The sequence below is a fragment of the Methylobacterium bullatum genome (assembly GCF_014845095.1).
Taxonomy (GTDB): Bacteria; Pseudomonadota; Alphaproteobacteria; order Rhizobiales; family Beijerinckiaceae; genus Methylobacterium; species Methylobacterium bullatum.
Window position 1 is genome coordinate 1 of sequence record NZ_NKUG01000129.1, and the last position, 13,441, is coordinate 13,441.

The 13,441-nt window shown below is 68.3% G+C and carries 10 protein-coding genes; 7 read left to right on the forward strand and 3 right to left on the reverse strand.

The window, feature by feature from the left end; all coding sequences use genetic code 11:
• Window positions 1–194 precede the first annotated feature (194 nt).
• The 6 genes from hpnA (at window position 195) to MBTS_RS17590 (ending at window position 7,178) form a co-directional block, all read left to right on the forward strand.
• Complete coding sequence (hpnA, locus tag MBTS_RS17565) at window positions 195–1,235, forward strand: hopanoid-associated sugar epimerase (protein WP_192216127.1); 1,041 nt, start codon at window positions 195–197, stop codon at window positions 1,233–1,235.
• Window positions 1,232–2,146 (forward strand): squalene synthase HpnC, encoded by a 915-nt coding sequence (gene hpnC / locus MBTS_RS17570; RefSeq protein ID WP_192216128.1) that lies wholly within the window; start codon window positions 1,232–1,234, stop codon window positions 2,144–2,146. Before hpnA ends, hpnC begins: the two co-directional genes overlap by 4 nt.
• Window positions 2,143–2,997, forward strand: a complete 855-nt coding sequence (hpnD, locus tag MBTS_RS17575) for a presqualene diphosphate synthase HpnD (protein WP_192216129.1) — start codon at window positions 2,143–2,145, stop codon at window positions 2,995–2,997. The genes hpnC and hpnD overlap by 4 nt, the downstream gene beginning before the upstream one ends.
• Window positions 2,997–4,313, forward strand: coding sequence for a hydroxysqualene dehydroxylase HpnE (hpnE, locus tag MBTS_RS17580; protein WP_147833142.1), 1,317 nt, complete (start codon window positions 2,997–2,999; stop codon window positions 4,311–4,313). Before hpnD ends, hpnE begins: the two co-directional genes overlap by 1 nt.
• Window positions 4,314–4,351: 38 nt before the next feature.
• On the forward strand, window positions 4,352–6,349 hold the full coding sequence (shc, locus tag MBTS_RS17585) for a squalene--hopene cyclase (RefSeq protein ID WP_056146495.1): 1,998 nt from the start codon (window positions 4,352–4,354) through the stop codon (window positions 6,347–6,349).
• A 148-nt stretch (window positions 6,350–6,497) separates the two neighbouring features.
• Entirely contained in the window at window positions 6,498–7,178 is a 681-nt protein-coding gene (locus MBTS_RS17590) for a phosphorylase (protein WP_056146493.1), read from the forward strand.
• 95 nt (window positions 7,179–7,273) lie between these two features.
• Here the strand turns inward: MBTS_RS17590 and hpnH are convergent, their stop codons facing one another.
• Window positions 7,274–8,437 carry an adenosyl-hopene transferase HpnH gene (hpnH, locus tag MBTS_RS17595; protein WP_018044393.1) on the reverse strand — a complete coding sequence of 388 codons (1,164 nt, stop codon included), beginning with the start codon at window positions 8,435–8,437 and terminating at the stop codon, window positions 7,274–7,276.
• Window positions 8,438–9,041: 604 nt separating this feature from the next.
• Between hpnH and MBTS_RS17600 the strand changes: the two genes are divergently transcribed.
• A complete protein-coding gene (locus MBTS_RS17600; RefSeq protein ID WP_192216130.1) occupies window positions 9,042–11,708 on the forward strand; it encodes an MMPL family transporter in 2,667 nt (888 codons plus the stop codon).
• 87 nt (window positions 11,709–11,795) lie between these two features.
• Here the strand turns inward: MBTS_RS17600 and hpnK are convergent, their stop codons facing one another.
• The gene (hpnK, locus tag MBTS_RS17605) at window positions 11,796–12,644 is read right to left on the reverse strand and encodes a hopanoid biosynthesis-associated protein HpnK (RefSeq protein WP_192216131.1); all 849 of its coding nucleotides are present in this window, start codon (window positions 12,642–12,644) and stop codon (window positions 11,796–11,798) included.
• 2 nt (window positions 12,645–12,646) lie between these two features.
• Window positions 12,647–13,438, reverse strand: a complete 792-nt coding sequence (locus MBTS_RS17610) for an SPFH domain-containing protein (RefSeq protein ID WP_147830119.1) — start codon at window positions 13,436–13,438, stop codon at window positions 12,647–12,649.
• Window positions 13,439–13,441: the final 3 nt, after the last annotated feature.

Sequence of the window (13,441 nt, forward strand, 5' to 3'; positions counted from 1 at the left end):
GCTCTGCCTGAGCAGAAGGCCGGACGCCTGCGTCTCGCCTGACCTGAGGCCCCCGGCGTGTGGCCGCGCACGGAAGTCTCCGTGTGTGGCCGCGCTGCGCTTGTTCGCCCCGCCTAACGATGAGAAAAGGCCGGGCATGATGCCGGTTCGCACCGGCGCGTCTCCTTGTCCAATCCCCTGACCCTACGAGAGAAATGACAGAGGCCACCCCTTCCGGCAGGTTCGACGAGAGCCGTTACGATGCCGGCCCGGTTCTCATTACCGGAGCGAGTGGGTTCCTCGGTGCCGCCCTCGTGGACGTGTTCCGCAAGGCCGGCTTCTCCGTGCGGATCATGGTGCGGGCCTCGTCGCCGCGCACCAACCTCGTGTGGAACGACGTCGAGATCGTCGAGGGCGACATGCGTGACCGCGCGTCGGTCGCCGCCGCGCTCGCCGGCCAGCGTTACCTCGTCCATGCCGCCGCCGATTACCGGCTCTGGGCGCCGGACCCGGAAGAGATCGTCCGCACCAACCGCGACGGCGCCGTCATCCTCATGGAGGAAGCCCTCCGGGCCGGTATCGAGCGGATCGTCTACACGTCGAGCGTCGCGACCATCAAGCCGCATGACGACGGCACGCCTGCCGACGAGATGCGGCCCCTCACCCCCGGCACGGCCATCGGCGCCTACAAGCGCAGCAAGGTCGTCTCCGAGCGCGTGGTCGAGGAGATGGCGGCCCGCAACGGCCTGCCCGTGGTCATCGTCAACCCGTCGACGCCCATCGGCCCCCGCGACGTCAAGCCGACCCCGACGGGCCGGATCATCGTGGAAGCGGCCCTCGGCCGGATGCCGGCCTTCGTCGATACCGGCCTCAACCTCGCCCATGTGGACGACGTCGCCTACGGCCATCTCCTGGCCCTGCGCCATGGCCGCACCGGCGAGCGCTATATCCTGGGCGGCGAGAACGTCCTGCTGTCGCAGATGCTCGCCGACATCGCCGGCATGGTTGGCCGCAAGGCGCCGACCATCAACCTGCCGCGCGCCGTGGTCTACCCGATCGCGTTCATCTCCGAACAGATGGCCCGGATCACCGGGAAGACGCCCTTCGCGACCATCGACGGCATCAAGATGTCGCGCTACCGCATGTTCTTCACCGATGCCAAGGCACGGGCCGAACTCGGCTATTCCGCGCGGCCCTACCGCGAGGGGCTGTCGGACGCCCTCGGCTGGTTCCGCCAATCGGGGTATCTGAAGTGACCGCAACCCTCGACAGCGCGACGGACGCGCGTTCGGGCAAGGGGCACAAGGACGAGAACTTTCCCGTCGCCTCCCACCTGATCCATCCGAAGAATCGCGGCGCGATCCTGGCCTTCTACGATTTCGTGCGTGCGGGCGACGACGTCGCCGACCATGCCGAACTGTCGTCCGAGCGCAAGGTCGAGCTCCTCGACGACCTCGCCGACGCCTTGACCGGCAAGGGGCCCTCCGACCGCGAGGCGGAGCCGCTGAAGCGGGAACTCGCCGCGCGCGGCCTTCCGGCGACGCATGCCCTCGAACTCCTCGACGCCTTCCGCCTCGACGCGCGGAAGAACCGGTATGAGGATTGGGACGACCTCATCGCCTATTGCCGTCTGTCCGCGATGCCCGTGGGCCGCTTCGTCCTCGACATCCACGGCGAGGACCCGGCTGTGGTCTGGGGGCCGTCGGACGCGATCTGCGCCGCGCTCCAGATCATCAACCACCTGCAGGATTGCGCGAAGGACTATCGCCGCAACGACCGGGTCTACCTGCCGCGGGACGTGCTGGAGCGCCACGGCGTCTCCGTGGACGCGCTCGCCGCCGACAAGGCGTCCCCTGGCCTGCGCGCGGCCATCCGTGAACTCGCCGAGCGGACCATGGTCCTCCTCGACGAGGGCGCGGTGCTGCCCGACCTGATCGACGACCTGCGCCTGAGCCTCGAGATCGCGGCGATCCACCGCCTCGCCGTGGTGCTCACGAAGGGGCTGCTCACGCGCGACCCGCTCTCCGAGAACGTCCATCACGGCAAGGCGGGCTTCGCCCTGACGGCTCTGGGCGGAATCGCCTCGACCCTGGCGCGGCGTCCGTTCCGCTCGCGCATCCTGCGCCGACAGTCCACGCGCGTCGCGAGTCAGGGAGCGCAGTCATGAGCGCCACCGCATCACCCGCCCAGGAACCCGCGATGGCGCAGGACGCCGCCCTGCCGGCCGCCGGATCCTCGTTCTACACCGCCATGCGGCTGCTGCCGAAGGATCGCCGCGAGGCGATGTACGCGGTCTACGCCTTCTGCCGTTCGGTGGACGACGTCGCCGACGACGGTGGCCCGGCGCCCGTCCGCGCGGCCGAACTCGACCGCTGGCGCGCCGATATCGATGCCCTCTATGCCGACAATCCGGCTCCGCGCGTGCGCGACCTCGTGGTGCCCATTCGGCGCTACGGATTGTTGCGTGAGGATTTCCAGGCGGTCATCGACGGCATGGCGATGGATGCGTTCGAGGACATCGTCGCCCCCGACGAGGCCACCCTCGATCTCTATTGCGACCGGGTCGCCAGCGCGGTCGGGCGACTGTCCGTGCGCATCTTCGGCCTGCCCGAGGCCGATGGCATCCGCCTCGCCCATCACGAGGGTCGCGCCCTGCAGCTCACCAACATCCTGCGCGACATCGACGAGGATGCCGAGCGCGGCCGCCTCTACCTGCCCCGCGAGAAGCTCGCCGCCATCGGCCTGACCGATCCGACGCCCCAGGCCGCCATCGCTCATCCCCGCATCGGTGAAGTCTGCATCGCTGTGGCGAGGGAGGCGGAGGCCCATTACCGCGACACCTGGACGATCATCGACCGCAATCCCCGCAAGGAGACGAAGGCCCCTCGCCTGATGGCGGCGGCCTACCGGCTCTATCTCGACGCGGTGCTGAAGCGCGGCTGGGCCATGCCCCGCGCGCGCGTGAAACCCTCGAAGCTCGCCCTGCTGGGCGTCGCGCTTCGTCACGGGATCCTGTGATGACGGGACAACAGACCGGAACGGTTCACGTCGTCGGCGCGGGGCTGGCGGGCCTTTCGGCCGCCGTGTCGCTCGCCGAGCAGGGGCGCCGCGTCATCGTGCACGAGGCCGCCAAGCAGGCGGGCGGGCGCTGTCGTTCCTATTTCGATTCGACGCTCGGCCTGACCATCGACAACGGCAACCACCTGCTGCTGTCGGGCAACCGCTCGTCCCTCGACTTCCTGAAGCTGGTGGGCGCCCCCGCCGATGCCCTGACCGGGCCGGACGAGGCCGAGTTTCCCTTCGCCGACCTGAAGACCGGCGAGCGCTGGACCCTGCGGCCGAATGCCGGCCGTGTGCCGTGGTGGGTGCTGCAGGCCTCGCGCCGCGTGCCCGGCAGCCGCGCCATGGATTACCTCGCGCCCCTGAGCATCCTCAGGGCCGCCTCGGGCAAGGCCCCCGGCCGGGCGGGCACGATCGGCGAGCGCATGGAATGTTCCGGACCGCTCTACGAGCGCCTTTGGCATCCGGTGCTGCTCGCCGCCCTCAACACCGATCCGCAGGAAAGCGATGTCGGCCTCGCCGCCACGATCCTGCGCGAGACCCTGGGCGCGGGCGGCGCCGCCTGCCGGCCGCTCATCGCCGTGGGCGGTCTCTCTGTCGCTTTCATCGACCCCGCTTTGGCCTATCTGGCCAAGCACGGCGCCGAGATGCGTTTCGGCCGTCGCCTGCGCGGACTCGGTGCCGATGCGGGCCGTGTCGATACGCTGCTGTTCAGCGACGAATCGATCACACTCGGTCCCGACGATTCGGTGGTTCTGGCCCTGCCGCCCTGGGTGGCGTCCGATCTCCTGCCGGGCCTGGCCGTTCCGCAATCCTACCGCTCGATCGTCAATGCTCACTTCGCGATCCTTCCTCCACAGGGCTCGCCATTATTGCTCGGCGTGGTGAATGGTCTGACGGAATGGCTGTTCGCCTATCCGGACCGACTGTCGGTGACCATCAGCGGGGCCGACCGCCTGCTGGACGTGCCGCGCGAAGACTTGGCGAAGCAGATCTGGGCCGAGCTCTCGACTTTGACCGGACTTGCACCGGAACTGCCAAGCTGGCAGATCGTCAAGGAGAAACGGGCGACCTTTGCGGCAACGCCCAAAGAGGCCGCACGGCGCGCGAGCGCCGTGACGGCCCACGACAACCTCGTCCTGGCAGGCGACTGGACCGCGACCGGCCTGCCATCGACGATCGAGGGAGCGATCCGTTCGGGAACGACGGCCGCACAGGCGCTTCTCAAGGGAGCGCGTGGACGCGGTGAAGCTATGACGCGCGGCGCGGCGTGAGAGAGGGGCCGCGTCAGGCGGCGCTTGAGGCGAGGACGATGCGAGAGGCATTCAAGAAGGTCGAGACGCTCCAGCGTCCCAAGACCCAGGAGATTTCCCTGGACGACGTCGAGCATGGAGTCATGCGGGCGACGCAGGCCCTGACGAATCTCGTCCATGCGGACGGGCATCTGTGCTTCGAGCTCGAAGCGGATGCGACGATCCCGTCCGAATACATCATGTTCCACCAGTTCCGGGCGACGACCATTCCGCCCGACCTGATGGCCAAGATCGGAAACTATCTGCGCCGCACGCAGGGCAAGCATGGTGGCTGGTCGCTGGTCCACGATGGGCCGTTCGACATGAGCGCCAGCGTGAAGGCCTATTACGCGCTGAAGTTCGTCGGCGACTCGATCGAGGCCCCGCATATGCGGCGTGCCCGCGAGGCCATCCTGTCGCGCGGCGGTGCGGCCAATTCCAACGTGTTCACGCGCTTCCTGCTGGCTCTGTTCGGCGAGGTGCCGTGGCGCGCCGTGCCGGTGATGCCCGTCGAGATCATGCATCTGCCGAAGTGGTTTCCCTTCCACCTCGACAAGATCTCGTACTGGGCGCGCTGCGTGATCGTGCCCCTGCTGGTGCTGCAGGCCAAGAAGCCGCTGGCCAAGAACCCCCTCGGGCTCGGCGTCTCCGAATTGTTCGTGACGCCGCCCGACCACGTCCGGTCCTGGCCCGGCAGCCCGCACGCGACCTGGCCGTGGACGCCGATCTTCGGCGCCATCGACCGCCTGCTGCAGGTCACGCAGGATTATTTCCCGAAGAAGCGGCGTCAGCGCGGCATCGACAAGGCCGTGGCCTGGACCAGCGAGCGCCTCAACGGCGAGGACGGTCTCGGCGCCATCTTCCCGGCCATGGTCAACACCGTGCTCATGTACGAGGTGCTCGGCTATCCGGCCGATCACCCGCAGGTTCGGATCGCCTGCGAGGCGGTCGAGAAGCTCGTGGTGGTCAAGGAGCACGAAGCCTACGTCCAGCCCTGCCTCTCGCCGGTCTGGGACACGGCCCTTGCCGGCCATGCCCTGCTGGAAGCCGGCGGACCCGATGCCGAGCATCAGGCACGGCGCGGGCTCGACTGGCTGCGTCCGCTCCAGGTGCTCGACATCAAGGGCGATTGGGCGGCCGGCCGCCCCAATGTCCGCCCCGGCGGCTGGGCGTTCCAATACGCCAACCCGCACTTCCCCGACCTCGACGACACCGCAGTGGTGGTGATGGCGATGGACCGGGCGACGCGCCAGCACGGTCTCGTCGCCGACGTGCCGGATTACGCCGTCTCCATCGCCCGCGCCCGCGAATGGGTCGAGGGTCTGCAATCGAGCGATGGCGGCTGGGCGGCGTTCGACGCCGACAACAACCACCATTACCTCAACAACATCCCGTTCTCGGATCACGGCGCCCTGCTCGATCCGCCCACCGCCGACGTCACGGCGCGCGTCGTCTCGATGCTCTCGCAGCTGGGCGAGACCCGTGAGACCTCGAAGGCGCTCGATCGCGGGGTGAAATACCTCCTCGACGATCAGGAGGAGGACGGCTCCTGGTACGGTCGCTGGGGCATGAACTTCATCTACGGCACCTGGTCGGTGCTGTGCGCCCTCAACGCCGCCGGTGTCGACCCGGCCTCGCCGGAGATCCGCCGGTCGGTGGCGTGGCTCATCCGTATCCAGAACCCGGATGGCGGCTGGGGCGAGGACGCCTCGTCCTACAAGATCGATCCGGCCTTCGAGCCCGGCTACTCCACCGCCTCCCAGACCGCCTGGGCGCTGCTGGCGCTGATGGCGGCCGGCGAGGCCGACGATCCGGCCGTGACGCGGGGCATCAACTACCTCACGCGCACGCAGGGAGCTGACGGCTTCTGGTCGGAGGAGCGCTACACGGCGACCGGATTCCCGCGGGTCTTCTACCTGCGCTACCACGGCTACCCGAAGTTCTTCCCGCTCTGGGCCATGGCGCGCTACCGCAACCTCAAGCGGAGCAATACGCGGTCCGTCGCCTACGGGATGTAGGTTCTCCTCAACCCTCTCCCCTCTGCGGGAGAGGGTGCCTGCAGAGCAGCGGGAGAGGGGGCGACCTCTCCAGAAATCTCCCGACCTTCGCCGACGCGAGGGCCACCCTCCCCCGCAGAGGGGGGAGGGTGTGCTGGCTGGACATCCCATGCTTCCCATTCTCGCCGTCACCGGCCTCTCCAAGGAGGCCCGGCTCGCCGCCGGTCCCGGAATCGAAGCCGTGGGGGCCGGCGGGTCGCCCGCGCGCCTGCGTGCGCTGCTCGACGCGCGCGTGACGGCAGGCTGCCGGGCCGTGGTGAGTTTCGGCATAGCGGGAGGACTCGATCCATCCCTGCTCCCCGGCGACGTGGTGATCGCCACCGGCATCGTCGGTGACACGGGACGCCGCGAGACCGATGTCGTCTTGCGCGACGCGATTCACTCCGCCCTGTCGAGAGCCGATCTGACGACATTGTCCGCCGATCTCGCCGGTGTCGACGCGGCGGTCGTGAGCGTGACGGCGAAGGCCGAACTCCATGCCCGCACCGGAGCGGCGGCGGTCGATATGGAATCCCACGTCGCTGCGGACTTCGCGGCCCGCCACGGCATTCCGTTCGCGGCGATCCGCGTGGTCTGCGACCCGGCCGAGCGCGCCCTGCCCGCCTTTGTCACGACGGCGCTGAAGCCGAACGGCGACCCCGACATCCTCGCGGTGCTCACTGCCCTCGGCCGGAACCCGACCCATCTGCCCGCGCTGATCCGGCTGGCGAGGGATTCGGGAAAAGCCTTCGCGGCGCTCTCCCGGTGCCGGGCCACTCTCGGCCCTGGACTCGGCCTTCCGGACGCCTGACGCGCCCGGACTTCATCTCGGCGCACACGAAAAAGCCCCGCGCTGCATCGGCAGCGCGGGGCTTTCGTTTGAGGCACGCATCGCGTGCGGCGGGTTCAGGCCGCCGTGCGGTTGCGCGCCTCGCGCTTGGTGTCGACGCCCGAAGCTTTGATCTCGGACAGCTTCTGCGCGACGTTGCGCGAGAACACGAACTCGGCCGGGCGCTGGTTCTCGAGGCTGACCTCGGGAGCCATCTCGCCCTCGGTCTTGATGCCGCGGATGGCGTGGATCAGCGGCTTCCACGGCTTCTTCACGGAATCGACCACCGAGGACGCCTCGTAGCCGGAATGGACCATGCAGTCGGCGCACTTCTCGTAATTGCCGGTGCCGTAGGAATCCCAGTCGGTCTCCTCCATCAGCTCCTTGAAGGTGGCCGCGTAGCCCTCGCCGAGAAGGTAGCAGGGCTTCTGCCAGCCGAACACGGTGCGGGTCGGGTTGCCCCACGGGGTGCAATGGTAGGTCTGGTTGCCGGCCAGGAAGTCGAGGAACAGGCCCGACTGCTGGAAGGTCCAGTTCTGGCGGCCCTTCTCCTTGCCGTGCCGGAACACGCCGCGGAACAGGTCCTTCGTCGCCTTGCGGTTGAGGAAGTGCTGCTGGTCGGGAGCGCGCTCGTAGGCGTAGCCGGGGGAAACGGTGATGCCGTCGATCCCGAGCTTCGTCACCGTGTCGAAGAAGTCGGCAATCTTGTCCGCCGAGGAATTGTTGAAGAAGGTGCAGTTGATGGTGACGCGGAAGCCCATCTCCTTGGCTTTCGCAATGGCGGAGACGGCCTTGTCGTAGACGCCGCGCTGGCACACCGACTGGTCGTGCATCTCCTTGTCGCCATCGAGATGGATCGACCAAGTGAAGTACGGGCTGGGCTTGTAGTCCTTGATCTTCTTCTCGAGCAGCAGCGCGTTCGTGCACACGATCGCGAATTTCTTCTGCGCGATGATGCCTTCGACGATCTGCGGCAGATCCTTGTGCAGAAGCGGCTCGCCGCCGGCGATCACGACCATGGGTGCGCCGCACTCACGCACGGATTCCAGGGCGTCGGCCACCGGCAGACGCTTGTTCAGGATCTCGTCCGGATAGTCGATCTTCCCGCAGCCGGCGCAGGCGAGATTGCAGCGGAACAGCGGCTCCATCATCATCACGAGCGGGTAGCGCTTGCGACCGGTGAGGTGCTGCTTGAGAATGTAGCCGCCAATCTTCGCGACGTAACGGAGGGGAATACCCAAGACGCGGCTCCTTGTTTTTGGCCCCGATATGAACCGGTGCATTACCGCGAAAAGCGGCGAAATTCCAGCGCACTAGGCTGGAACAGATCTTGATCCGCCCGCGCGGCCAGCGCACGATGCGTGTTTGAGCGGTGATGGGGCAATACGGCCACAGGGGAGGCGCATGTCGTCGCGCTTCCGATACTGGCGATATCCTGTCCTTATGCCGAACCGTGGTGCTTTTTCCTATTCGGCCAGCGAATGTCAGAACTGCGCGCCCTCACAGCGACGGGTGTCCCTCCCACGGCCTTGGACGACGTTCCGTCGAGGCGTCGACATGGTGCGGTGCGCGGGCGCACATGACTTCGACTGCAGGACAAGAGCATGGGGCCGCGTTGCATTTCCCCCTGCCGATGAGTACGGACACCCTCGTTCGAGGCTGGCCGTCGCAGAGGCATGACACATCTCGATATACCGCCGGGACTCGTGGATTGCCTCGACAGGTGGTAACCGACCCTTGGACCAAGACCGGTTCCGCGCCGAGATCGTCGCCTGTCGCTCGCATCCGCGAGACCGGCCGGTCTCGTTCAGGTGGGGCCCGCGTCGCTAGTCAGGCAGGATACTTGTGATCGAACGTCTCGTTGCGTTTTCCGTCCAACGCCGCTGGTTGGTCATCGGCCTGGTGGCGCTCCTCACTGTCGGAAGCGCGGCGCTCGCCGCCCATCTCTTCCGGATCAACACCGACGTCGAGCGTCTCATCGACACGGATGTGCCCTGGCGCCAGGACGAGATCAACTACGAGAAGGCGTTTCCGCAACGGACGGGCACCCTCGTCGCCGTCATCGACGGCAAGACGCCCGAGGTCGCCGAACAGGCCGCGGCCACGTTGGCCCAGGCCCTCCTGGACCATCCGAATCAGATCGAGACGGTCTACCGCCCGGATGGCGGCCCGTTCTACGACAAGAACGGCTTCCTGCTGATGCCGCAGGAAGAGCTCACCAAGACCATGGACCAGCTCGTCCAGCAGCAGGGACTGCTCGGTCCGCTCGCCGCCGACCCGTCCCTCCGCGGCCTCATGCGGGTGCTCGGCCTCGGCGCCCGGGGCATCAAAAGCGGCGACGCCAAGCTCGAGGATCTCGACGGTCCGATGACACGGATCGACGAGGTGCTGCGCAAGGTGCTGGCGGGAGAGCCGGCCCGCCTGTCCTGGCAGCTGCTTCTCTCCAACGGCAAGGCCCAGGGTACGGAACTCCGCAAGTTCATTATGATCCAGCCCAAGCTGGATTACGCGGCGCTCCAGCCGGGCGCCGAAGCCTCCGCCCTGGTCCGGCGCATCGCCACCGACCTGAAGATCAACACCCTCGGCGGCCTCGACGCGGCGGACAACCCGCGCATGCGCCTCACCGGCCCGGTGGCCGTGGCGGATGACGAATTCGCCACCCTCGCCGAGGACGCGTTCCTCAACTACAGCGTCACGGCCGGCGCCATCATCCTGTTCGTCTGGCTGGCCCTGCGTTCGGCCTCCCTCGTCGGCGCCGTCCTGATCACCACCTTCGCCGGACTCATCGTCACCGCGGCCCTCGGCCTGCTGATGGTGGGCGAGCTGAACCCGATCTCCGTGGCCTTCGCCGCCCTGTTCGTGGGGCTCGGGATCGATTTCGGGATCCAGTTCGCGGTGCGATACCGGGCCGACCGGTTCGAGCAACCGGATCTGGCGAACGCCATCCGTGCCGCCGCGCGGGGCGTCGGCTGGTCCTTGAGTCTCGCCGCCATCTCCCTTGTGGCGGGGTTCTTCGCGTTCCTGCCCACGGCGTTCCGCGGCGTGTCCGAGCTCGGCCTCATCGCCGGCGTCGGTATGATCGTCGCCTATCTCTTCTCTCTCACCCTGCTCCCTGCCCTCATCGCGGTGTTCAAGCCGAAGGGCGAGGCGCGGGCCGTGGAGACGACATGGCTCGCCGGCGTCGACCACTGGATCATCCAGAACCGCAAGATCGTGCTCATCATCGTCGGCGTGATCACGGTGGCGGGCATTCCGCTGCTGTTCAAGCTGCCCTTCGATTCCAACCCGATGCACCTGCGCAGCACCAAGGTGGAATCGATCTCGACCTATCTCGACCTAATCAAGGACCCGGAGACGAGCCCCAACCTCATCGACGTGATCGCGCCGAACGTACAGGCGGTGCCCGAGCTCGCGGCCAAGCTGAAGGCCCTGCCCTCGGTCGCCCGGGTGATCGACATCGACACGTTCGTCCCCCCGGATCAGGATCAGAAGCTCGCGACCATCGCCGAGACGGCCGAGCTCCTCGGCCCCATCCTCAACCCGGCGAGGAAGCCGCCGCCGCCCACCGACGCCGACACGGTGAAGGCGCTGAAGGAGGCGGCCACTGCGCTCAAGGGCATCGCCACCGGTGACGCCGCCGGAGCCAAGGCCGCGGGTGCGCTCTCCGGCACCCTCGATTCCCTCGCTTCGGCCACGCCGCAGCTGCGTCAGGCCGCGAACGTGGCGGTCACCACCGATCTCGCCACCCTGCTCAACCGCCTGCGCGGCATGCTGGCCCCCGAGAAGGTCACCCTCGCCAACATTCCGCCGAAGCTGAAGGCCGAGTGGATCGCCGCCGACGGCCGCGCCCGGATCGAGGTGCATCCGAGTGGTGACGCCAACGACAATGTCGTGTTGCGCCGTTTCGCCAAGGAGGTGCAGACCGTTGCCCCGCACGCGACCGGCGCGCCAGTGGCGACGACCTCGTCGAGCTACACCATCCTGGGCGCCTTCGTGCAGGCGGCGCTGACGGCGCTGGTGGCGATCTTCATCATCCTGTCGGTGGCCCTGCGGAAGCCCTGGGACGTGGCGATGACCCTCGGCCCGCTGGTGCTCGCCACGCTATGGACGCTGATGGCGCTGCATGTGGTCGGCATGCCGCTCAACTTCGCCAACATCATCGCCCTGCCGCTGATGCTCGCCGTGGGTGTGGCCTTCCACATCTACTACGTCATCGCCTGGCGGGCGGGCGTCACCGACATGCTGGCCTCCAGCCTGACGCGGGCGATCTTCTTCTCCGCCCTGACCACCGGCACGGCCTTCGGCTCCCTGGTTCTGTCGAGTCATCCCGGCACGGCCAGCATGGGCAAGCTCCTCGCCCTGTCGCTGTTCTTCACCCTCATCGCCGCGTTCTTCGTGGTCCCGGCCTTCCTCGGCCCGCCGCCGAAAAAGCCGGACCCGAAGCGCCCCGAGGGCGAGGACGCCGTGGCAGGGTTCAGGGCGGCAAAGCCCGAGCCCGTGGCCGTGAAGTAGGGCCAGGGACCGGTCCGTAAAAAAGCGGCCGTCGCGTGAAGCGACGGCCGCTTTTTCTTTGATGGGGATCCGGTCGCGGTCGACCGCCTACGCGAAATCGGAAAACCCGCCCCTCACCGCCCCGGATGCCGCCAGGGCCGCGATCGTCTCCGGCGCGATCAGGGCGTCACGCTCGGCGGCATAAGCATAGCCGGGTGCCTCGCCCGGAAAGCCGCCGCCGGTGGCGGGATGGGTATAGAGCTCGGTCAGGCCGTCGGGCAGGTGGCGGAGGAGCCCCGCCACGCGCCGCGGTGTCATCGCGCCGGACCATGCCAGCCCCAACGTGCGATCGGGGATCAGCAGGCCTGCCTGACGGGCGCGGACGGCGAGGAGGCCGGCCCAGGGGGCGATGTCGAGGGCGGGTTTCGGATTGGCCCCCGGCTCGGCGGCGCGCAGCACGGCGCGAGGCTCGCGCGGCACCCGGATCGCCCGCATGCCGTAGCCGCGGCCGATCGCCAGGACTCGCCCGGCGATGAGGGGGTGCACGTGGAAATGCTTGTGGGCGTTGACGTGGTCGAGGGGGAGGCCCGTCGCCTTGTACGCCTCGAACTGCGCCGTGATCTCCGCCGAGAGCTGACGGCGCGCCGATGGCTTCACCGCGAGGTCGAGGCCGAGGCGGCCCATGTCGCTGCGGATCAAGCCGTCCGGTCCGACGAGGTCGGGCAGGTCGGCGGCGGGCAGGGTCGGCCACGCCTCCACCATGACGAGGTGGAGGCCGACGCGCAGGGACGGCAGGCGCCGTGCGCGAGCGACCGCATCCGCGGCGGCGGGCGCGCCCACCATCAGGCTGGCGGCCGTGAGGATGCCCTCGCGATGGGCCTGCTCCACCGCCTCGTTGACCGCCAGGCTCAGGCCGAAATCGTCGGCGGTGACGATCAGGCGTTTCTTATGGGCCACGCTCAGTCCTCGTCAGAGTAAGCTGCTCCGCCACCGGGCGCCGATGCGGCGAAGGCCTCGCGGCCGAGCACCAGGGTCGCTCCGCCCTTGCCGCCCGACGTCGAGAGCGCCTGGAGCAGGCGCAGGTTCATGAGTTCCGGATTGCCCTTCAGCATCCGGGCCGAATTGGCCAGGGAGCGAAGGGCGGCCTGCTCGGCGCGCGCCCGCTCCAGGGAGGCCTGGCCCTCGAGCCGCGCCCGTTCGACCTCGGCATAAAGTCGGCGAACCTCGGGTGGCAGGGTCACGGCGCTGACGGTCGCACCGGTGATCCGGCAACCAGCGACGGGCCTGTCGAGGAAGGCGAGAAGTGCGGCGTCGAGGGTGGGGCGCTCGGACAGCAGGGTTTCGAGCGTACGGGCCGCCGCGAGCCGGATCAGGGCATCGGTTCCTGCGCGCTGCAGGCTGTCCCGGTAGCGGTTTTCATAGGCGACGCGCGGTTCCATCACCTCGAAGACCAGCGTGGCCGACAGGCGGAAGGAAAGCCGGTCCCCGCTGGTGACCTCGACGCCGTGCAGGCCTTCGAACGTTGGGACGTTCGGCAAGGTCACCACGAGACGGTCGCCCCACCCGAGGGTCCGGTAGCGCCCGGGCGGCAGATCTCCGGCAAAGCGTCCGTCGCGATAGAGCAGCCCGTGCTCCCATTCGTGCACGATGCGGGACAGGGGGCCGCGGAACGCGCGGTGCGTCCGCGTGATCGCGAGGCCGCCCACGAAGGCGAACGCGCCGACGACGAAAAGGACGGACAGCTCGGACATCGC

Excerpts from the sequence above, each read along its gene's own strand:
- MBTS_RS17610 (WP_147830119.1), bottom strand. The coding sequence starts at position 13,438 with ATGTCCGAGCTGTCCGTCCTTTTCGTCGTCGGCGCGTTCGCCTTCGTG.
- MBTS_RS17590 (WP_056146493.1), top strand. The coding sequence starts at position 6,498 with ATGCTTCCCATTCTCGCCGTCACCGGCCTCTCCAAGGAGGCCCGGCTC.
- hpnE (WP_147833142.1), top strand. The coding sequence starts at position 2,997 with ATGACGGGACAACAGACCGGAACGGTTCACGTCGTCGGCGCGGGGCTG.
- shc (WP_056146495.1), top strand. The coding sequence starts at position 4,352 with ATGCGAGAGGCATTCAAGAAGGTCGAGACGCTCCAGCGTCCCAAGACC.
- hpnA (WP_192216127.1), top strand. The coding sequence starts at position 195 with ATGACAGAGGCCACCCCTTCCGGCAGGTTCGACGAGAGCCGTTACGAT.
- hpnD (WP_192216129.1), top strand. The coding sequence starts at position 2,143 with ATGAGCGCCACCGCATCACCCGCCCAGGAACCCGCGATGGCGCAGGAC.